19 protein-coding genes are annotated in these 19,952 nt (G+C 44.2%); 6 read left to right on the forward strand and 13 right to left on the reverse strand.

The window, feature by feature from the left end; genetic code table 11:
- Nucleotides 1-2 precede the first annotated feature (2 nt).
- The 12 genes from mrdB to ACY3ZI_RS05550 all read right to left on the reverse strand — a co-directional run bounded on the left by mrdB (nt 3) and on the right by ACY3ZI_RS05550 (nt 12,722).
- Nucleotides 3-1,115: a peptidoglycan glycosyltransferase MrdB gene (mrdB, locus tag ACY3ZI_RS05495; RefSeq protein ID WP_036947691.1), complete on the reverse strand. Its 1,113-nt coding sequence runs from the start codon at nt 1,113-1,115 to the stop codon at nt 3-5.
- A 2-nt stretch (nt 1,116-1,117) separates the two neighbouring features.
- Nucleotides 1,118-3,007 (reverse strand): peptidoglycan DD-transpeptidase MrdA, encoded by a 1,890-nt coding sequence (gene mrdA / locus ACY3ZI_RS05500; protein WP_036947689.1) that lies wholly within the window; start codon nt 3,005-3,007, stop codon nt 1,118-1,120.
- Nucleotides 3,008-3,039: 32 nt separating this feature from the next.
- On the reverse strand, nt 3,040-3,510 hold the full coding sequence (rlmH, locus tag ACY3ZI_RS05505; protein WP_006660942.1) for a 23S rRNA (pseudouridine(1915)-N(3))-methyltransferase RlmH: 471 nt from the start codon (nt 3,508-3,510) through the stop codon (nt 3,040-3,042).
- Between the two features lie 2 nt (nt 3,511-3,512).
- Nucleotides 3,513-3,839: a ribosome silencing factor gene (rsfS, locus tag ACY3ZI_RS05510; protein ID WP_080675589.1), complete on the reverse strand. Its 327-nt coding sequence runs from the start codon at nt 3,837-3,839 to the stop codon at nt 3,513-3,515.
- A gap of 351 nt (nt 3,840-4,190) precedes the next feature.
- Entirely contained in the window at nt 4,191-4,847 is a 657-nt protein-coding gene (gene nadD, locus ACY3ZI_RS05515; protein ID WP_187129818.1) for a nicotinate-nucleotide adenylyltransferase, read from the reverse strand.
- Nucleotides 4,848-4,887: 40 nt separating this feature from the next.
- Nucleotides 4,888-5,922 (reverse strand): DNA polymerase III subunit delta, encoded by a 1,035-nt coding sequence (gene holA / locus ACY3ZI_RS05520; protein ID WP_036947680.1) that lies wholly within the window; start codon nt 5,920-5,922, stop codon nt 4,888-4,890.
- Nucleotides 5,922-6,461: an LPS assembly lipoprotein LptE gene (gene lptE / locus ACY3ZI_RS05525; RefSeq protein ID WP_036947677.1), complete on the reverse strand. Its 540-nt coding sequence runs from the start codon at nt 6,459-6,461 to the stop codon at nt 5,922-5,924. The genes holA and lptE overlap by 1 nt, the downstream gene beginning before the upstream one ends.
- A 12-nt stretch (nt 6,462-6,473) precedes the next feature.
- Nucleotides 6,474-9,056: a leucine--tRNA ligase gene (gene leuS / locus ACY3ZI_RS05530; protein ID WP_487376365.1), complete on the reverse strand. Its 2,583-nt coding sequence runs from the start codon at nt 9,054-9,056 to the stop codon at nt 6,474-6,476.
- Between the two features lie 513 nt (nt 9,057-9,569).
- The gene (locus tag ACY3ZI_RS05535; protein ID WP_036947670.1) at nt 9,570-10,295 is read right to left on the reverse strand and encodes an amino acid ABC transporter ATP-binding protein; all 726 of its coding nucleotides are present in this window, start codon (nt 10,293-10,295) and stop codon (nt 9,570-9,572) included.
- Complete coding sequence (gltK, locus tag ACY3ZI_RS05540; protein WP_487376367.1) at nt 10,292-10,972, reverse strand: glutamate/aspartate ABC transporter permease GltK; 681 nt, start codon at nt 10,970-10,972, stop codon at nt 10,292-10,294. Before gltK ends, ACY3ZI_RS05535 begins: the two co-directional genes overlap by 4 nt.
- A 1-nt stretch (nt 10,973) precedes the next feature.
- Complete coding sequence (locus ACY3ZI_RS05545; protein ID WP_487376369.1) at nt 10,974-11,714, reverse strand: amino acid ABC transporter permease; 741 nt, start codon at nt 11,712-11,714, stop codon at nt 10,974-10,976.
- Between the two features lie 114 nt (nt 11,715-11,828).
- Entirely contained in the window at nt 11,829-12,722 is an 894-nt protein-coding gene (locus ACY3ZI_RS05550; RefSeq protein ID WP_154604617.1) for an amino acid ABC transporter substrate-binding protein, read from the reverse strand.
- A 521-nt stretch (nt 12,723-13,243) separates the two neighbouring features.
- Here ACY3ZI_RS05550 and ACY3ZI_RS05555 point away from each other — a divergent pair.
- The 4 genes from ACY3ZI_RS05555 to ACY3ZI_RS05570 are packed head-to-tail and all read left to right on the forward strand — an operon-like array spanning nt 13,244 to nt 17,016.
- Complete coding sequence (locus ACY3ZI_RS05555; protein ID WP_036947662.1) at nt 13,244-13,657, forward strand: hypothetical protein; 414 nt, start codon at nt 13,244-13,246, stop codon at nt 13,655-13,657.
- A 47-nt stretch (nt 13,658-13,704) separates the two neighbouring features.
- Nucleotides 13,705-15,783 carry a protein-disulfide reductase DsbD family protein gene (locus ACY3ZI_RS05560; RefSeq protein ID WP_487376372.1) on the forward strand — a complete coding sequence of 693 codons (2,079 nt, stop codon included), beginning with the start codon at nt 13,705-13,707 and terminating at the stop codon, nt 15,781-15,783.
- A complete protein-coding gene (locus ACY3ZI_RS05565) occupies nt 15,780-16,508 on the forward strand; it encodes a DsbA family protein (protein WP_154604619.1) in 729 nt (242 codons plus the stop codon). Before ACY3ZI_RS05560 ends, ACY3ZI_RS05565 begins: the two co-directional genes overlap by 4 nt.
- Nucleotides 16,509-16,515: 7 nt before the next feature.
- Complete coding sequence (locus ACY3ZI_RS05570; protein ID WP_211887940.1) at nt 16,516-17,016, forward strand: protein disulfide oxidoreductase; 501 nt, start codon at nt 16,516-16,518, stop codon at nt 17,014-17,016.
- A 66-nt stretch (nt 17,017-17,082) separates the two neighbouring features.
- Here the strand turns inward: ACY3ZI_RS05570 and ACY3ZI_RS05575 are convergent, their stop codons facing one another.
- Entirely contained in the window at nt 17,083-17,796 is a 714-nt protein-coding gene (locus ACY3ZI_RS05575) for an NUDIX hydrolase (RefSeq protein WP_211887941.1), read from the reverse strand.
- Nucleotides 17,797-17,967: 171 nt separating this feature from the next.
- Here ACY3ZI_RS05575 and ACY3ZI_RS05580 point away from each other — a divergent pair, with 171 nt between their 5' ends.
- Together ACY3ZI_RS05580 and ACY3ZI_RS05585 are read left to right on the forward strand one after the other, a co-directional pair.
- The gene (locus ACY3ZI_RS05580; RefSeq protein ID WP_036947650.1) at nt 17,968-18,990 is read left to right on the forward strand and encodes an SPFH domain-containing protein; all 1,023 of its coding nucleotides are present in this window, start codon (nt 17,968-17,970) and stop codon (nt 18,988-18,990) included.
- Nucleotides 18,987-19,910 carry a diacylglycerol kinase catalytic domain-containing protein gene (locus tag ACY3ZI_RS05585; RefSeq protein WP_108479364.1) on the forward strand — a complete coding sequence of 308 codons (924 nt, stop codon included), beginning with the start codon at nt 18,987-18,989 and terminating at the stop codon, nt 19,908-19,910. The genes ACY3ZI_RS05580 and ACY3ZI_RS05585 overlap by 4 nt, the downstream gene beginning before the upstream one ends.
- The last annotated feature ends 42 nt before the right edge of the window (nt 19,911-19,952 follow it).

The following is a 19,952-nucleotide window of genomic DNA, read 5'->3' on the forward strand; positions in this document are numbered from 1 at the left end:
TTTTATAAACTCTTAGATAAAAATTTTCTGTGGGTATGGATAGACATGATAATACCGAATCCAGCCATTAAAACAATTAAGGCGGAGCCCCCATAACTCACTAAGGGGAGGGGAACCCCCACAACAGGTAGAATACCACTCACCATACCAATATTAACAAACACATACACAAATAGGATTAGGATTAATCCGCCGACCATCACTCGCCCGAAGGTGTTCTGCGCATTTGCAGCAATGTATAGCCCACGAATAATCAATAGGATATAAAGACCCAATAAGATCAAGACACCAATCAATCCAAGTTCTTCAGCTAATACAGCGAAAATAAAGTCGGTGTGACGTTCAGGTAAGAATTCTAGTTGAGACTGAGTGCCTTCCAACCAGCCTTTACCCATTAAACCGCCAGAACCAATCGCAATTTTAGATTGGATGATGTGATAGCCTTTACCTAGAGGATCACTTTCTGGGTCAAGTAGCATCATGACTCGGGCTCTCTGGTAGTCATGCATTAAGAAGAACCAGAGCATCGGAATAAAGGCGGCAAGCGCGACGGCGGCAACGGCAATTAAACGCCAGCTCATTCCTGCTAAAAATAGGACAAATAGCCCTGATGCGGCGACGAGGATCGAGGTCCCCAAGTCTGGCTGAGCTGCGACCAGCAATGTTGGGACAAAAATAAATACGAGGGCAATACAGGTATTTTTAAATGACGGCGGGCATGAGTCACGGTTCATGAAACGAGCGACCATGAGCGGTACCGCGATTTTCGCAATTTCGGATGGCTGGAACCGTACAAAGCCCAAATCTAGCCAGCGCTGAGCCCCTTTACTGATTTGCCCAAAAACATCAACGAAGACTAAGAGAATAACGCAGAAAATAAACAGGTGTGGCGCGAGGCTTTCATACATGCGAGGTGGAATTTGCGCCATCACGATCATCACGATAAAACCAGAAAAAATTTGTCCTAGTTTTCGTTCCATCATCTCGGGATCTAACCCGCTAGCGCTCCACATAATAAAGGCGCTATAAGCGAGTAAGGCGATGATGATTAATAACATAGGCACATCAATGTGCAGACGTGTTGATAGTGATAATTTTCTCTTATCGTCAGTCATGATTAACGATCTTCCTCTGCACTGGCACCCGTACTTTCGACTTGGGTTTTGTTATCACCTAACAGGACATGGTCAAAGATTTGGCGAACAATATCACCAACTGCTGGGCCTGCACCCCCGTTTTCTAAAATAATAGCAACGGAAATAGTGGGGTTATCATAAGGTGCATAAGCAATCATTAGTTTATGGTCACGTAAATGCTCGGCTAATTTGCTGGCGTTATAGGTTTCATAACTAAATACCTGCGCCGTTCCTGATTTTGCAGCTACTTTATAAGGTGTTCCTACGAAACTACGCTTACCAGTACCATTTGGCGCATTGGCCACACCGTACATACCGGTTTTGGCCAGCTCCCAATATCCAGAATGGATATCGCCAATTTGTCGGGTTTCTTTATCTTCATAAGGTACCATGGCATCGCCAAGTTTGGTTCCATACAGTAAATGAGGCGTTTTGACTTTTCCGTCATTAATCAACGTCATCAAAGCCTTAGACATTTGAATTGGCGTTGATGTCCAATAACCTTGACCAATCCCGACAGGGATGGTGTCCCCTTGGTACCAAGGTTTTTTATAGCGTTTTTGTTTCCATTCGCGGGTTGGCATGATCCCTTGGCGCTCTTCGGAAAGGTCAATACCTGTATATTCACCGTAACCAAATCGGGTCATCCATTCGGAAAGACGGTCAATCCCCATGTCATAAGCGACTTGGTAGAAGAAGGTATCCGCAGATTCAATGATAGACTTGACCACATTCAGCTTACCGTGTCCCCAGCGTTTCCAGTCACGATAGCGTTTTTCTGAGCCAGGGAGTTGCCACCAGCCTGGATCGTAGATTGTGGTGTTTGGCGTAATGACTTTTTCGCTTAATGCTGCGACAGAGATAAAAGGTTTCACCGTCGATGCGGGTGGATATAAGCCCTGAGTAGCGCGGTTGATCAACGGCCTGTTAGGGTTATTTAACAGCTCTTGGTAATCTTTGTTGGAAATTCCGTTCACAAACAAGTTTGAATCGTAACTTGGTGTGGAAACCAAGGCGAGGATCTCACCATTACGCGGGTCTGTAACGACGACAGCAGCACGACTTGTCGTGAGGATTTTCTCAATATAAGTTTGTAATTCAAGGTCGATAGTTAAATAGACATCGCGACCTGCTTGCGGTGGCTGCTCGTGTAATTGGCGGATCACTCGACCACGGCTATTCACTTCAACTTCTTCGTAGCCTGTTTTACCATGTAAGACATCTTCATAGTAACGTTCAATACCTAATTTACCGATATCATGGCTGGCGGCGTAGTTAGGTAATAAACCTTCTTTATCAAGGCGTTCGACGTCTTTATCATTAATTTTTGCGACGTAGCCGATGACATGGGTTAATGCGGAGCCATAAGGGTATGAGCGACGCTGATAACTTTTCACTTCTAAGCCAGGAAAGCGATATTGATTAACGGCAAAGCGGGCAACTTGAACTTCATTTAGCTGGGTTTTCAGCGCGATAGACGTAAAGCGGCGAGAGCGTTTACGCTCTTTTTCAAAGTTGGTGATATCTTCGTCAGTAAGGTCAACAACATCCCGTAGCTTATCGAGTGTTTCCTGTAAGTTATCTACTTTTTCAGGAACAATTTCTAGCTGATAAAACGTGCTATTGAGAGCTAACTGGGTGCCTTTTCGGTCATAAATAATGCCGCGGCTAGGCGCAATAGGCACCAATTTAATGCGGTTATCATTTGAGCGTGTTTGGTAATCGTCATGACGGACTACTTGTAGATGATACAAATTGGTCACGAGGATAGAAGTAAGTATGACAATGACGCCGAAAGCAATTAATGCTCGGCGAATAAACAAAACTGATTCTGCGGTGTGGTCGCGAAAAGGGGTGCGTTGTTGTTTCATCCCATTGCCATTGTGTACAAATTAATTCCTAACTATTCCCGATGATATGGGTGATTAGTCGTAATACTCCATGCCCGATAAAGACTTTCGGCAACAAGGACGCGAACTAGCGGATGGGGTAGTGTTAGTGGCGATAGAGACCAACTTTGTTCTGCGGCATCTTTACACGCCGGAGCAAGTCCTTCTGGTCCACCAATTAACAGACTGACATTACGACCATCTTGTTTCCACTTGTCTAACTGCACGGCTAATTTGGGTGTATCCCAACGATCTCCTGGAATATCCAGCGTGACGATACGGTTGCCTTTGCCGACAGCGGCAAGCATCAATTCACCTTCTTTTTCGAGAATGCGTTTGATGTCTGCATTTTTTCCACGTTTTCCTGCGGGGATTTCGGTTAATTCGAAAGGCATATCTTTGGGAAAACGGTGAAGGTAATCCATAAAGCCGGTCTGTACCCAGTCCGGCATTTTAGTTCCGACAGCGATGAGTTGTAATTTCAAACTCAGCTCCAGAGCTTTTCTAGTTCGTACATGCGGCGGCTTTCATCTTGCATGATATGGACGATGGCATCACCAAGGTCGACAACAATCCAGTCTGAAATGCCTTGACCTTCAACACCGAGAGGCATTAAACCGTTTTTACGGCACGCATCAATTAAACGATCAGCCACAGACATCAGGTGACGAGTTGACGTCCCTGTGCAGATGATCATTTGGTCAGTAACACTTGATTTCCCATGGACATCGATCGAAATGATATCTTCCGCTTTCGCATCTTCAAGTTGATCGATAATAAATTGTTGGAGTTCAGTTCCTTGCAAAAGGTTCACCTTTCATTCAAATTGAGAGAATCTCTTGTTAAACACTATTCTTGTTAAAGACTATTCATCATTGTGCTTTCTAGGGGGATCCCCCTAGCAAAGTGCCGCCATTTTACCCCAGATTTTCACAAAAATCGGCTAAATTATTTTTTATTGGCGTAAGTGGGCAATTTATAGGGATATCTTATCCATTGGGCAAGATAATTATCGTAACTTTACAAATAAAATATCCCTATCTCTTACGTATCAATATTCTAGAATAAGCGCTGAGTTGTGCAATTAATTAAATCGAAATTAAGTGAATAAAAGAGAATAAATTATTTGCTGACATTCCTATTTGGTTAATAGAAATAAAATTGCTTATTTTTGATACAAATGTTGCTGTTGAATATAGTGATAAACTGCGCGAGGGAGTAAATCTTCACAAGCCTGACCTTCGCTGAGTTGTTCACGTATTTCAGTCGCTGAAATATTAACCAGTGGTGTATCGCCAATAAAAATCGAACCACAGGGCGTTTGGCTCAATACTTGAGGGTCTTGCACTTGATGCTGTTGCAGCCACTGTTGCATATCTGGATCGGTAAAATGCGTGGCGTAACCGGGTCTCGCACAGACCAGTAAATGGCATTTATCTAATAGCTGAGTCCAGCCATGCCATGTATTAATGGATAACAGGGAATCTTGACCAATGATGAACGCAAGAGGTTGTTCATGACCAAGTTCTTGGCGCAATTCACTGAGCGTTTCAATTGTAAAAGAGGGCGTATTTCGCTGGAGTTCTCGGGTATCAACAGTAAACAGTGGGTTATTTTGAATGGCCAATTTTACCATTTCTAATCGCTGGGTAGGGCTAGCTTCCGGCTGAGGTCGATGAGGTGGAACGTGGTTCGGCAGCAAAATGACTTTTTGCAGCCCCACCTGATTAGCTAATGCTTCAACAGGGCGTAGATGCCCATAATGAATAGGGTCAAAAGTCCCCCCAAATAGCGCTTGTAGACCTTGTGGTTTAGCGTTCATCATTCATTACCATTGATATTAGGTGATTAGCTATCAGTTATTATCGTGGCAGAATAAAATGTTCTGCATCGGTTTTACCACATAACACCATGGAAAGAGACTGCAAATCCGGCCATGAAGAGTGGGAAAAATCCTGCTTAGTGTGAATTTCAGCTTGGGTGAGTAGCATCAACGCCGATTGTAATTGATGTAAGCTTAAACGTTGTAGCGCCTCGCCTAGCAATCCTCGACGGTTTTGCCAAACTTTATGTTGGTCAAATAGCGTTTTTAATGAGGTGGTCGCAGATTGACGCTTTAACGTGATCAGCAACATTAATTCTCGTTGGATAGCCCGTAGTAAAATCACAGGTTCAACATCTTCTTGCTTGAGCTGCTCAAGGATATGCCATGAACGGCGAGGCTTACCCGCTAGGATCGCATCAACCCAATGGTAGGGAGTAAAATGGGCTGAATCATTCACCGCACTTTCGACACGAGGGTAAGTGAGCTTTCCATCCGGATAGAGCAAGGAAAGCCTTTCCAGCGCTTGCGCTAATCCCAATAAATTACCTTCATAGCAATAGCAAAGTAATTGGTTTGCTTCAGTTTCTAATGAAAGCCGCATTTGGCTAGCACGCTTAGAGACCCACTGGGGCAAACGTTGATATTCAGGCGTTAGGCAACTGACATAGATACCATCTTGGCTGATGGCTTTGAACCAAGCACTGTTTTCTTGCGCTTTAGTGAGTTTATGCCCGCGTAGAACTAATAGCAGGTCGGGGTGAAGTAAACCGGCGAGCTGTGTGAGCTTGTCTGCCATCGCGGCATTAGGGCCATTTTCAGGCAAAAATAAGGTGAGCATTTGGCGACTGGCAAATAGACTCAGCGCTTGGCAGAGACTAAAAATTTCATCCCAATCCGTATTTTGCTCTAAAGCGAAAGTAAAATGCTCTTCAAAACCTTGCTGACGTGCAACTTGGCGAATAGCATCTTGGCTTTCTTGAATAAGAAGGGGCTCGGAGCCCCAAATGAGATAGCGGCCTCTTAGAGACTCTTGTAACGAAGAGGCCAGCTGTTCAGGATAAATGCGTATCATTATTCGGCAACAGGTTTCTCAGCCGCTTGAGCTTTCGCCTTTTCTAACTCAGCACTGTGAACCAGAAGCAGTTTGCGCACGATGTTACGTGCCGCTTGTTGTTGCATCTCTTGCTTCACAATCTCGTTCTCAGCATCTTTTGCGAGCGCTTCTAACGGGTTATCAAAGAAAGTCCGCACAACTTTTGTTTCCAGCGGATAAATAGCGCCATCCGGCATTAACACTTGCGCCTTCATGACCAGTGTCAGTTGTTTCTCTGCTGCTTTACCATCTTGATAAATCGAAACGGTATCGGTGCTTTCTGTTGAACCTACAATTTTCAAAATAGGTACGTCAGCGCGACCAGAATCTAGCAGAGTCACGTTATTGAGTCGCAGCTGTTCCCTGACCGCACGAGTTTGGTAACTGTATGGGTCGCCAGAACTTAACTGTAATGTTTTCAATTCTTCAGGAAGTTGCGTGGTTCCTTGAAGGCGAAAACCGCAACCTGCGGTGACGAGCACCGACAGGCTGAGAAATAGAGTTATCAGATAGCGCACTTGGGCTCCTTATCAGCCAACAACTAAGTTCAGTAATTTACCTGGTACGTAAATGACTTTACGGATGCTAACGCCTTCGAGGTATTTCGCGACGCTGCCTTCTTGTGATGCCATTTCCAGAACGAATTCTTGGTTAGCATCAGCAGGGACCGTGATACGACCGCGGACTTTACCGTTAACTTGAACAACAACCAGCTTAGTATCATCGATCATGGCTTGTTCGTCAGCCACAGGCCAGCTTGCAAAATCGATATCGTCATTGTGACCTAATGCTTTCCACATTTCGAAACAAGCGTGTGGAATGATTGGCGATAACATCAGCGTGATAGCATCTAAAGATTCTTGAACTAAAGCGCGGTCTTGCTCAGTTTCTTGCGGAGCGCGAACTAACTTGTTCATAAATTCCATGACCGCTGCGATAGCGGTGTTGAATGCGTAACGACGACCCACATCGTCAGTCACTTTCGCGATGGTTTTATGTAAGTCGCGACGTAAATCTTTTTGTTCCGCAGTTAATGCGCTGATATCTAATGGTTGAGTTGCGCCTTTTTGTGCGTGTTCGTGAACTAAACGCCATACACGACGAACGAAACGGTTAGCCCCTTCAACGCTAGACTCTTGCCATTCCAGTGTTAATTCTGGTGGCGCGGCGAACATCATGAACAGACGGACGGTGTCAGCACCGTATTTTTCGACCATTAATTGTGGATCAATACCGTTGTTCTTAGATTTAGACATCTTGCTCATACCAGTATAAACCAGTTCATGACCTTCGCTGTCTACCGCTTTAGTAATACGGTTTTTGTCATCACGTTCAACAATTGCATCCGCAGGAGAAACCCATACACGCTGACCATCGCTACCGGTGTAGTAGAAGGCATCGGCCAGAACCATACCTTGGCACAGTAAACGTTTTGCTGGTTCATCAGAGTTCACCAGACCGGCATCACGCATTAATTTGTGGAAGAAACGGAAATACATTAAGTGCATGATGGCGTGCTCAATACCACCGATGTATTGATCCACAGGCAGCCAGTAGTTTGCGGCTTCTGGGTTCAACATGCCATCGTCATATTGTGGGCAAGTGTAACGTGCGTAGTACCAAGATGATTCCATAAAGGTATCGAAGGTATCGGTTTCACGCAGCGCTGGCTGACCATTGATGGTGGTTTTTGCCCATTCAGGATCCGCTTTAATTGGGCTAGTGATGCCGTTCATGGTGACATCTTCCGGTAAAATAACCGGTAACTGGTCTTCAGGAACAGGAACCACAGTACCATCTTCTAAGGTTGCCATTGGAATTGGCGCGCCCCAGTAACGTTGACGGGAAACACCCCAGTCACGTAAGCGATAATTGACTTTGCGTTGACCTGCACCAAGGGAAACCAGTTTATCTGCGATCGCGTTGAAGCCAGCTTCATTGCTTAAACCAGTAAATTCACCTGAGTTGATCAGAGCATTTTTCTCAGTCATCGCTTCTTGAGATAAGTCAGGCGTGTTGCCTTCAGCATCTGCAATTACCGCTTTGATTGGCAGATTGTATTTATGAGCAAATTCCCAGTCACGTTGGTCGTGAGCTGGAACTGCCATCACTGCACCTGTACCGTATTCCATCAGAACAAAGTTCGCGACCCAAATTGGTAATTTTTCTTGGGTTAATGGATGAACGACATACAAACCTGTTGCCAGACCTTTTTTCTCCATGGTTGCCATATCCGCTTCCGCAGTTTTGGTATTACGGCACTCATCGATAAAGTCGGCTAATTCGCTATTCGCTTTGGCAGCTTCTTGCGCTAATGGGTGACCTGCAGCAACCGCCACATATGTCGCACCCATAAAGGTATCTGGGCGGGTGGTGTAGACAGTTAATTTGTCTGCGCGATCAGCAACATCAAAGGTGATTTCCACACCTTCAGAGCGACCAATCCAGTTGCGCTGCATGGTTTTAACTTGTTCTGGCCAATCTTCCAGTTTGTCCAAGTCATTGAGCAGTTCTTCAGCGTAGTCGGTAATTTTGATAAACCACTGAGGGATCTCTTTACGCTCAACTTGGCTATCACAGCGCCAGCAGCAGCCGTCGATAACTTGTTCGTTTGCTAGAACGGTTAAGTCGTGTGGACACCAGTTAACGGCGGAGGTTTTTTTGTATACTAAGCCTTTTTCATACAGCTTAGTGAAGAACCACTGTTCCCAACGGTAATATTCTGGCGTACAGGTGGTCACTTCGCGGTTCCAATCGTAACCGAAGCCCAGCATTTTCAGCTGACCTTTCATGTAATCGATATTGGCGTAAGTCCATGGTGCAGGCGCAGTGTTATTTTTAACCGCGGCACCTTCAGCTGGCAGACCAAACGCATCCCAACCAATTGGTTGCAGAACGTTTTTGCCCAGCATACGCTGGTAGCGGGAGATCACGTCACCAATGGTGTAGTTACGAACGTGGCCCATGTGTAGTCGACCAGAAGGGTAAGGTAGCATGGACAGGCAGTAGTATTTCTCTTTGCTGTTGTCTTCTGTCACCTTGAACGTTTGTTGTTCATCCCAGTGACGCTGTACTTTAGGCTCTATATCTTCTGGACGATATTGTTCTTGCATGGCACCGATAATCCTATGGTGAATAATCGCTACAGTTTAGTCTGTAGCAGGTGAATGTCTTTTCTATAAAATGGATCCGCATAGCATAGCGGATCACACATGAAAACAACAATGCCGAAAGCCATTGTGTCTGTAAAAAACGATGAATCGTCGATTAGATGAATTTACAGGGACTTGGTCTTGCTGTTTCAGCTGTTTGTTATATTTTGTGCTACATAGTGGTTGGCGATACGTTGATATTGCCATACGTTGATGAAACTAAGAACGCGCACAAAATAATAAGCGTATCGCCTATCATAATTCAATTTACTACCTAAAACTTGAACTATTTCAGGGGGAATTTGCTTTGTTCGCAATTTTATTTGAACTTAGAACACGTTAGAGAATTTTTTAAGAGATTTCAAGCGCAGAAAAGTGACAATCAAGAAAACGAGGTGAATTTTGTGCGGGTAAGAAAAGTTGAGGGAAAAGTTGCAAAAAGCCCTGTCGGACTTTCTGCAACCTAAAGCGAGATTAATGTAAGATTTTTGCCAGAAAATCTTTCGCGCGGTCTGACTTCGGATTAGCGAAGAAATCCTCTTTTTTACTGTCTTCGATAATTTTACCTTCATCCATGAAAATCACGCGGTTAGCCACTTTTTTCGCAAAGCCCATTTCGTGCGTTACCACCATCATGGTCATGCCTTCATTCGCTAACTCCACCATAACATCCAGCACTTCGTTGATCATTTCTGGGTCTAGGGCGGAAGTTGGCTCATCAAACAACATGGCAATCGGGTCCATACATAGCGCGCGGGCGATGGCGACACGTTGCTGTTGACCACCAGAGAGCTGCGCAGGGAATTTATTAGCATGGCTCGCCAATCCCACACGCTCCAGTAATTTTAAGCCTTTCGCTTCAGCGGCTTTTTTATCGCGGTTTAACACTTTAACTTGCGCTAATGTTAGGTTTTCAATAATGGAAAGGTGAGGGAACAGTTCAAAGTGTTGGAACACCATACCGACTTTTGAGCGCAGCTTCGCAAGGTCAGTTTTTTTGCTATTAACTTGGATATCGTTAACGAAAATTTCACCCTGTTGAATTGGCTCCAACCCATTTACTGTTTTTATTAATGTGGATTTACCAGAACCAGATGGCCCGCATACAACCACAACTTCGCCTTTTTTGACTTCAGTTGTGCAATCTGTGAGCACCTGAAATTGGCCATACCATTTCGATACATTTTTCAGGGTAATCATGAAACAGTCCTTTTCTTAAGATAATTCACCAGCATTGAAGCGCCGAAACTGAATATAAAGTAGATGAGTCCCGCAAAGAGTATCATTTCGACTTGCGTACCGTCACGCTCCCCAATATTGGTAGCGGTTCTGAAGAAGTCGGTTAACCCAAGAACATATACTAAAGAGGTATCTTGGAATAATACAATACCTTGGGTCAGCAATAATGGCACCATCGCTCTAAACGCTTGCGGTAATACGACTAAACGCATGGTTTGCATTTGGGTCATACCTAAAGCGAGGGAGGCGCTTGCCTGACCTTTCGAGATGCTTTGAATACCTGCACGGATAATTTCAGAGTAGTAAGCCGCTTCAAAAAGACAGAAGGCTACCACTGCGGATATTAAACGAATATCATTTTTTGGTGATAAGCCTAGAACATTTTGTAATATGTTAGGCACAACTAAATAGAACCAAAACAGTACCATAACTAATGGAACTGATCGGAAGGTGTTGACGTAAAAGGCCGCCAGCCAACGCAGTAGTTTAAAGCGCGATAAACGCATAACGGCTAACACGGTTCCCCAGAGGATCCCAACCACAATGGCCGCCGCCGTAATTTTGGCAGTGATAATAAAACCATCCACTAAGAATGGGATGCTTGGCTCAATGGAGCTCCAATCAAACTGATAAGCCATCTTAGCGTCCTCCTAGTGTGCCGGGTAAGCGCACTTTGCGCTCAAGCAAGCTCATTAGTAGCATAATAATCAAGTTGATACCGACATATGCCAGAGTGATTGCTGTGAAAGATTCCCAAGCATGGGCGGAGTAATCGAGTAATTTTCCTGCTTGTGCCGCCATATCCACTAACCCGATAGTGGATGCGATAGCTGAGTTTTTCACCAAGTTCAGCATTTCCGAGGTCATCGGCGGTAAAATGACGCGATAAGCATTCGGTAGCAGTACATAGCGATAGGTTTGTGGCAGTGTTAGCCCCATCGCGAGCGCTGCATTACGTTGCCCTCTAGGCAGGGATTGAATAGCAGCACGAACTTGCTCAGTCATTCGCGCAGCCGTAAACAAGCCAAGGCATAGCATGGAAGAGAGGAAGAACTGGTAGTTAGGATCTAACTCCATTTTAAACCAGTCGCCGATAGATTGTGGCAGCAGTTCAGGGATCACTAGATACCAAGTGAAGAACTGAACAATCAGCGGAACGTTACGGAAGAATTCAACGTAAGCAGTCCCTAAAAAGGCTAAAAAGCGGTTAGGTACTGTGCGTAAAATACCGAAAAATGAGCCAACCAGAAAAGCGATGATCCAAGCGCAGATGGATAGCGTGACAGTGACTTCTAAGCCAGATATTAACCACCCTAAATAGGTGGTATTCCCAAATGGGGCATTCTCAAGGAATATCCCCCAGTTCCAATTAATTGACATAATATGACTTCCTGTGGGCAATTTGATTGTCCCGAATACCGCAATAAGAGAAAGCAAGGCGGGAACGACCGCCTTGCGACTCCTACTTCAGTAACACCCTGTTTGTCTTTTTTATTAGTTTAATGCTTTATCGTTTGGTGATTTGAACAGCGCCTTCATTTCATCAGATAACGTAAACTTCAGATTCAGGTTCTTCGGTGGGATTGGTTGATTAAACCAGCGGTCGAATGATTTTTCCGCTGCGCCAGATTTTTGTGCAGTTGAGATAGTTTCATCGACTAATGCTTTGAATTGTGGGTCATCTTTACGCAGCATACAGCCGTATGCTTCTTCAGTTTGCGGTTTTGCTACGATTTCCCAGATATCTGGTTGTTTCGCTTTTGCGCGCTCACCCGCTAACAGGGCATCGTCCATCATAAAGGCAACCGCACGACCAGATTCTAAAGTACGGAATGAGTCCCCGTGGTCTTTAGCACTGATAATGCGCATCTTCATGTTTTTCTCATCATTTAACTTATTCAGGATCACTTCTGACGTTGTCCCTGAAGTGACAACCACGTTTTTGCCAGCTAAATCAGCAAAGTCTTTGATACCGGAGTCTTTTTTCGCCAGCAGTCGAGTACCAACCACGAAAATGGTATTAGAGAAGGCTGCTTGTTTTTGTCTCTCTAGGTTATTCGTTGTGGAGCCACATTCGAAATCAAATGTGCCGTTTTGCAGTAATGGAATACGGTTTTGCGAGGTGATAGGGATCAATTTCACCTGTAAATCAGGCATATTGAGTTTCTTTTTCACTGCATCAACAATGAGGTTGGAGTAGTCTTGTGAGTAGCCAACAACTTTCTGATTATTATCATAGTAAGAGAATGGCACTGATGATTCGCGGTGACCCACGACTATCACACCATTATCTTTGATTTTTTTCAGAGTACCGTTTAATTCTTCTGCTTGAACTGCGCAGGTTGCACCCAAAAGCATCATTGTTAAAACAAGCTTGCTAATACGCATAATTACAGCTCCTTTAGAACATCGGTGTCAATCCGCCATATTTCGAGGTGTGTGTTTTAACGATACATTACTCGATTTATTTTGGTTTTGTGGTGTTGTGTTTGCAGATGTTTCGTGAGGTTTTCATCATGACACGATCATCGGCTGTATGTTTTATTATTGTTAAAAAGTAATTAAAAAATATGAGTTTTGAAAATGAATTGTTTTAAATTCGGGAGCTGTCTCGCATATTATTTAGGCAGTTGTGAACTGCGACACCAATAAAGAGACAAACTGCCGAAACTCGACTATCGTGCACCGAAATCGTGCAAAATAGTTTCGTTTTGCCATTTATTAAGTAAGTAGCAAGTTCCGTGCCGCTTTTCGGATAAAGTGCAAAAAATAGTTAATTTTATAAATGAGAGTTGTTTGTAAAGTTAGATGATGGTGCTTGTGTTGCTTATTTGCCTGTGTAAGATGTAACCTGTTATTAACTTAATTAGCTAATTATTGTGAATTCAGGAAGATAATCTGAGACAGACATGACGAGGTCGATAAAGCTAGGTAAAGGATTAGTGCTGTTTGCCTGTCTGATGGTGTTGATTTGTATGAATCAAAGAGCCGTCGGGGAGCGCCTATTCGCCTCAATGTTTACATCAGCTTCAATACAGACTTCTGCGGTAGCGAATCAAATCCAGCTTTCTTCAGAGCATTATCTTTCTGATATAAATGAACAAAATAGCAAGCCCGTGAAGCTTTCAACGTGTGAATTAAGTTCCAAATCACTCCTTACTCTTGTTCCTGCTGTGATAGAACCTCTCTTTTTTATATTTCTTTCTTTAGCGGCATTCGCTATCTTTTGCACTAGGCTATTTATATATAGAGCAAACCGTGAAGAGAGCCATTCCCCACCTGGCGTTCGGCGTCATCTACAATTCTGTAATCTTCGGGATTAGAAAGCCGCGGCTTATTGTTCGTCGCTGTTATTTATTCTGGAGGGATCATGCGTTTTTTTATTAATGCGTTAATTGTTTTATTTACTGTATTTTCTAGCAGCTTACAGGCTGCGGATACAGGCTGGTTACAACCTGCAAACACGGGGTTTATGGCCGCAAACACACCGAGCCATGTACAGGTTCGCTTGCTGAGCTCTGCACAAAATGAGGGCAAGGTCGATATTTTACTGGATGTAAAACTCGATGATGGCTGGAAGACCTATTGGCGTTCACCGGGAGAAGGGGGCGTTGCACCGGAAATAAGTTGGTCTTCACCCGTCAAAACGGTGGAGTGGCTATGGCCAACGCCGGGGCGCTTTGATGTCGCTGGCGTGTCGACACAAGGTTATATGGGAGACGTGGTTTTCCCTATTACAGTCACTAGTAGTGAGCATCTCGATAAATTGTCAGGCACACTGACATTATCAACGTGTAGCAATGTTTGTATTCTAACTGACTACCCTTTTGAATTGGATCTCACTGAACCGGCTCCTGCGGATTTTAGCTGGGCATTTAATCAAGCAAAAGGCAGTGTGCCTGCGGCTAGTGGGCTTGTTGAACAGGCGCAATTTGGCTTTGCTGGCAATAAATTGACGGTAGAGTTACAAAAAGCCGCCGATAATACCTGGATTGACCCGCATCTGTTTACTGATGTTGTAGATGGCGCGAGCCTTGGTGTTCCATCCCTAAAATATTCTGGCAACAAGTTAATCGCCACTATTGATGTTAGCGATGACTGGGGCGGTGAAGCACCTAATCTTGTGGGTAAAACAGTTTCATTTGTTGTGGCGGACGGTGAGTTATCTCAACAAATACATGGCAATGTCGTGCCTTATACTGGTTCCGTATCTGGGGATGACAGTGGACACGCGCTGGGTTTATGGCAGATAGTTCTATTTGCGCTACTTGGCGGTCTGATCCTGAACTTAATGCCGTGTGTTTTGCCTGTACTGGCAATGAAACTCGGCTCTGTCTTATTGGTTCCTCAAGGTGAACAAAATACCATTCGTCGGCAATTCTTGCTCTCTTCATCGGGGATTCTGGTCTCATTCTGGTTATTAGCCTTATTGATGACATTCTTGCGATGGGGACAGGAAGTTGTTGGTTGGGGTATTCAGTTCCAAAGCCCGTGGTTTATCGGCTTTATGGTGCTGATTACGGCGCTGTTTACTGCGAATTTATTTGGGTTGTTTGAAATTAACCTAGGCAGTAAAGCAAATACGCGTTTAGCCACCGCAGGTGGGCAGGGTAATAGCGGGCATTTCTGGCAAGGGGTTTTCGCGACACTCTTAGCGACACCTTGTTCTGCACCCTTTTTGGGCACGGCGGTCGCTTTCGCATTAGCGGCACCGATGTCGCAACTGTGGCTGATTTTCACTGCACTAGGTATCGGGATGAGCCTTCCGTGGTTATTGATTGCGGCATTCCCTGTGATTGCGAAAGCGTTACCAAAGCCAGGAACATGGATGCTGAAATTGCGCGCAGTACTGGGCTTAATGATGTTGGTTTCCTGCTTATGGTTAATCAGCTTATTAATTCCCCATTTTGGTGCAATGACCGCTACCGTTATCGCCGTACTGTTTTTATTAATCTTAGTGTTATTTATTCTTAAGAACCGAGGGGTACGTGCGGCAATTTTCCCATTCCTATTATTCTCGGTACTGGGTGCTGGATTTGCTTGGATGGCGATAGACCAACAACAAGGCCACCAAACGCTAGTTTCCGATAAGGTTCAATGGCAAACACTGTCTGAAGACGCAATCACGCGAGCGCTGGCAGATAATAAACGTGTGTTTATTGATGTGACTGCAGACTGGTGTGTGACGTGTAAGGCGAATAAATATAACGTCCTACTTAATGACGAAATTCAGCACTTACTGAGTGAACCGGATGTCGTCGCGCTACGGGGTGATTGGACAAAACCTTCACCTGAAATCTCGGCGTTTTTGCAACGTCGAGGGCAAGTGGCTGTGCCGTTTAACCAGATTTATGGCCCTAATCTGACAGAGGGGAAAATACTGTCAACAATACTTGATCGTGAATCTGTATTATCAATTATGACTGAGGCCAAAGGAGCCGAAAAATGAAAAAGACGATATTAGCTGTTTTATTTTCCTCACTAGTATTAGGGGCCACAGCACATGCAGCGCCACTGACTGCTGACCAAGAAGCACAAGTTCGTAAGCTGGTACGCGATACATTAGTTGAGAATCCAGAGATCCTGGAAGAAGCGATTGTGGCTTTACAAGCGAAACAAGGTGAAAAACAACAAGCGCAAATGAAACAGGTATTAAAAGATCAGCATGATGCCCTGTTTAATGACCCGACTAGCCCACGTATTGGCTCGAAAGATGCGAAATTAGTCTTGGTGAACTTTACTGACTTTAACTGCCCATACTGCAAACGTTTTGACCCACTGTTAGAAGATATTGTGAAGAAAAACCCGGATGTTGCAGTTGTTATCAAGTACCTGCCATTTAAAGGGGAAACCTCGCTGGAATCTTCGCAACTAGCGATGACTTTATGGCAGGAAAACCCAAAAGCGTTCTTAGCGCTGCACCAAAAACTGATGGCGAAACAGGGTATGTTATCTGATTCAAACATCAAAGAAGCGCTGCAAGCAACCGGCAATGGTAAGTTAAAAGCGAGTGATAAGAGCCGTGCGGCTATCCGTAAAAACCTTGAGCTGGCTAATATGCTAGGCGTGAATGGTACGCCAGCAACGTTAGTGGGTGATGAAATGATCCCAGGGGCTGTTGATGCACAAGAATTTGAACGCATCGTGAAAGAACAGCTCAGCAAAGCGAAATAATGGCGTGATGGGGAGACTCAAAAAGTGGTCAAAAGAGCTTCTCGTATTAGCGATTATTTTGGCGATCGCTTTTACGGTGATGGACTTTTGGCGTAAACCGCAAAGCCTTGCCCCCGTGTTATTAGAGCCACTCACCCTTGCAACGGGTGAGGTGGTTTCTATTGCTGAACTCAGCCAAAAACAGCCAGTTTTAGTCTATTTCTGGGCAACATGGTGCGGTGTTTGCCGCTTCACATCGCCAACCGTTTCTGATTTAGCACAATCAGGGGTTCCGGTGGTGACGGTAGCACTGCGTTCGGGGGAATCTTCTCGACTGTTAGCTGGAATGGAAAAAAAGGAATTAGATTTTCCTGTGGTGAATGATACCAACGGTCAGCTGGCTGCGCAGGTTGGCGTGACAGCAACACCGACCTTTATGATTATCGATAAAGGCGAAATGGTGAGTTTTACTTCTGGCTGGACGAGTTATCTGGGGCTGAAAAGCCGTTTATGGCTCGCTTCGTTTTAATTAAATGCCCTTGGTATCAGCACCAAGGGCATTTTTCTTATCAAACTCTAATCTCAAACTCTTTCATCAAAATTCGAGATTGCGAATAAACCGATAGTCAGCCGATTGGGATTTTAAGCGATATAAATTCGCTGGGCGCCCGCGTTCTTGGCGTTTTTCCCCTGTATCAATCAATAAATCAGCTTGGTCTAAACGGCGGCGGAAAGACTTATTCTGTATGGATTTTCCGATTAAAACCTCATGAACATGTTGCAGCTCGGCTAAGGTGAATACTTCCGGTAGCGCAAATCCCGGCACAATGGAATAAAGGGATTTCTGGCGTAAACGTTCACGGGCTTGTAAATAAAGCTGATAGTGATCGAAAGCCAGTGTCATGCCCTCAATTTCTTCAATTGAAACCCATTTAACAGAATGTACACTTTCAATGTGCGCTTCGCAGGCTTGGTGAGCAATGAGTGCGGTATAGCAGACTGTCACTGACCAGCCTCGAGGATCTCGCTCTGAATTTCCTACGGTATATAACTGCTCGATATAAGGAGGAACAACCCCCGTTTTCTCTTTTAATTTGCGATATACCGTATCGTCTAACGTAGCATCACAATTTTCATCAACGAACCCACCTGGTAACCCCCATTGACCTTTCTGCGGGTAATTAGCGCGCTCCACGAGCAGCACTTTTAAGGTGTTTTCATGATAAGTGAATAATACGGTATCCACCGTGAGCAAAGGAGTTAAATAATCTCGTCGATCATAATTAGATAAAAACTCTTTTTCTGTCATGTGATTAAGATCCTTTCCCCCGTTTTTAGTCTTGCGTTAAATCATACGCGAAAATTTATTTAGTGTCATTAAGACATTTAATTGTTGACTTGTTTGTGTCTATAGGACAATAATTATTTAAGGTCATAAAGACACTAATTGATTTCACAAAGACACTAAGTGGGGTAGACCATGTTAAATTTTAAATATTTCAAATCAGATTCATCGACATTCATTATTCAATCCATTAATGGTGCAGTACGTAAGCAAGGTAAAGGATTAAGTTTTTGGTATAACGCAGATAAAACGTCCATTGCGGCATTACCTTTGAACGCTCAAGAAGCGCCATTTATTTTTAATCTACAGACAGCGGATTTCCAAAGCTTGCGTATTCAAGGGCAAATTTCGTTTCAAGTGAAATACCCAGAAAAAACAGCGGATGTCTTGAATTTTAACCTTGCCCAAGATGGTAAATCTTATGCGTCAGAAGACCCGTTAAAGCTGAGTGATAGGGTGGTTCGTAGTGCCCAAACTGTCATCCAAGCAAAAACGCAAAGTACCGATTTGCGAGATGCATTACTCATGGGGCAACCATTGGTGCTGTTGGTTTCTCAGCAACTGTCTGAGCATCCTGCACTTGAATCGTTAGGCATAGAAATTTTGGATGTGGCAATTTCTGCTATTACACCGTCTCCTGAAACGCTCAAAGCGCTGGAAGCTCAAGCACGGGAATCAATTTTGAAAGAGGCTGACGATGCGATTTATGCGAGACGCAAATTCTCCGTTGAGCAGGAAAGAACTATAAAAGAGGCGGAATTAGAAACGGATTTATCAGTACAAGCCAAGCAGCAGCAAATTGAAGAAGCTCGGTTGGATAATGAACGTACATTGCTGCGTGAGCGTGCTGAAATTGAACAAGAAGAGTTAATAGCTCAGGTTAATTTGGAAGCTAAGCGTAATGAGCTGGTGGCGCTGAGTGTTGAAAACCAACGTACTCAATCAGAAGCGGATGCTTATGCCATCGAAGCTAAAATGAAAGCGTATAGCCAATTGCCAGTGGAGAATTTGAAGGCGATGGCATTGGCGAAAATGAACCCAGAGCAATTGATGGCGATGGCATTTGAATCCTTGGCTCAAAACGCAGGCAAAATTGGTGAAATTAATTTCTCACCAGATTTATTTGGTCAGCTAATGAAAAAAGGAGCTAAACAATGAGTCAGTATGATGATGTTCGCTTTGTGTTAGTGATGCGTAAAACCCGTATGCAGGAATTAATTGAGCGTTTCAATACCTGGTCGCAAGCAAAATTTTACCTTGAACATAATGATGTTGAAGTGAGTGATTACCTACTTGAACATGATGTGTATCAGCGGCAGTTAATCCAAGCTGAGTCGATTCTTAAAACGATGGGACGCTTTCAATTACTGGAAAGAAAACTGTTACCTAGTTATCAGTTTTCGGCGCGAGATATCGTGGTGGTCATAGGGCAAGATGGTTTAGTGGCAAATACCCTTAAATACCTTAATGGGCAGCCTGTGATCGCCATAAACCCGGAACCGACACGCTGGGATGGTAAATTACTGCCCTTTGAAATTGGGCAGTTACTTGATGTGGTGACGCGTACATTAACTGGAAAAGTGAATCAAAAATCCGTTACCTTTGCACAAGCAACAACCAACGATGGGCAAACACTATTAGCCGTTAACGACCTATTTATAGGTCCTAAAAGCCATACATCTGCTCGCTATCGGGTGAAATGGCAAGGGCAGCAAGAATTCCAATCATCATCAGGAATTATTGTCTCCACAGGGTTAGGATCAACGGGATGGTTTCAATCTATTATTGCAGGGGCTCAGGCGATAGCAGGGACTCACTCTCATCCATTATCACAGGGATTTGGTTGGGATGAAAAACGGTTACAGTTCAGCGTAAGGGAGCCTTTTCGCAGCCGAACCACAGGAACGGAATTAGTGTTTGGCACCATTGAGCAAACCACGCCATTACAATTAGAGTCTTTAATGCCTGAAAATGGCGTAATTTTTTCCGATGGTATTGAAGATGATTATTTGAATTTCAACGCAGGCTGTATTGCTTCAATTGGGATAGCAGAAACGCAGGGGTTATTAATTGGTTAGGTTAAAAAATCCCCGAATCATCAATCGAGATGTCGGGGATTT

It is taken from the genome of Providencia sp. LY12, from assembly GCF_057621555.1.

What these genes read in the sequence shown, in the direction of transcription:
- holA (WP_036947680.1), bottom strand. Translation starts at nt 5,922, where the DNA reads ATGATACGCATTTATCCTGAACAGCTGGCCTCTTCGTTACAAGAGTCT.
- mrdA (WP_036947689.1), bottom strand. Translation starts at nt 3,007, where the DNA reads ATGAAACAACAACGCACCCCTTTTCGCGACCACACCGCAGAATCAGTT.
- ACY3ZI_RS05565 (WP_154604619.1), top strand. Translation starts at nt 15,780, where the DNA reads ATGAAAAAGACGATATTAGCTGTTTTATTTTCCTCACTAGTATTAGGG.
- ACY3ZI_RS05560 (WP_487376372.1), top strand. Translation starts at nt 13,705, where the DNA reads ATGCGTTTTTTTATTAATGCGTTAATTGTTTTATTTACTGTATTTTCT.
- leuS (WP_487376365.1), bottom strand. Translation starts at nt 9,056, where the DNA reads ATGCAAGAACAATATCGTCCAGAAGATATAGAGCCTAAAGTACAGCGT.
- gltK (WP_487376367.1), bottom strand. Translation starts at nt 10,972, where the DNA reads ATGGCTTATCAGTTTGATTGGAGCTCCATTGAGCCAAGCATCCCATTC.
- ACY3ZI_RS05570 (WP_211887940.1), top strand. Translation starts at nt 16,516, where the DNA reads ATGGGGAGACTCAAAAAGTGGTCAAAAGAGCTTCTCGTATTAGCGATT.
- ACY3ZI_RS05575 (WP_211887941.1), bottom strand. Translation starts at nt 17,796, where the DNA reads ATGACAGAAAAAGAGTTTTTATCTAATTATGATCGACGAGATTATTTA.
- ACY3ZI_RS05555 (WP_036947662.1), top strand. Translation starts at nt 13,244, where the DNA reads ATGACGAGGTCGATAAAGCTAGGTAAAGGATTAGTGCTGTTTGCCTGT.
- nadD (WP_187129818.1), bottom strand. Translation starts at nt 4,847, where the DNA reads ATGAACGCTAAACCACAAGGTCTACAAGCGCTATTTGGGGGGACTTTT.
- ACY3ZI_RS05535 (WP_036947670.1), bottom strand. Translation starts at nt 10,295, where the DNA reads ATGATTACCCTGAAAAATGTATCGAAATGGTATGGCCAATTTCAGGTG.
- mrdB (WP_036947691.1), bottom strand. Translation starts at nt 1,115, where the DNA reads ATGACTGACGATAAGAGAAAATTATCACTATCAACACGTCTGCACATT.
- ACY3ZI_RS05580 (WP_036947650.1), top strand. Translation starts at nt 17,968, where the DNA reads ATGTTAAATTTTAAATATTTCAAATCAGATTCATCGACATTCATTATT.
- ACY3ZI_RS05545 (WP_487376369.1), bottom strand. Translation starts at nt 11,714, where the DNA reads ATGTCAATTAATTGGAACTGGGGGATATTCCTTGAGAATGCCCCATTT.
- ACY3ZI_RS05550 (WP_154604617.1), bottom strand. Translation starts at nt 12,722, where the DNA reads ATGCGTATTAGCAAGCTTGTTTTAACAATGATGCTTTTGGGTGCAACC.
- ACY3ZI_RS05585 (WP_108479364.1), top strand. Translation starts at nt 18,987, where the DNA reads ATGAGTCAGTATGATGATGTTCGCTTTGTGTTAGTGATGCGTAAAACC.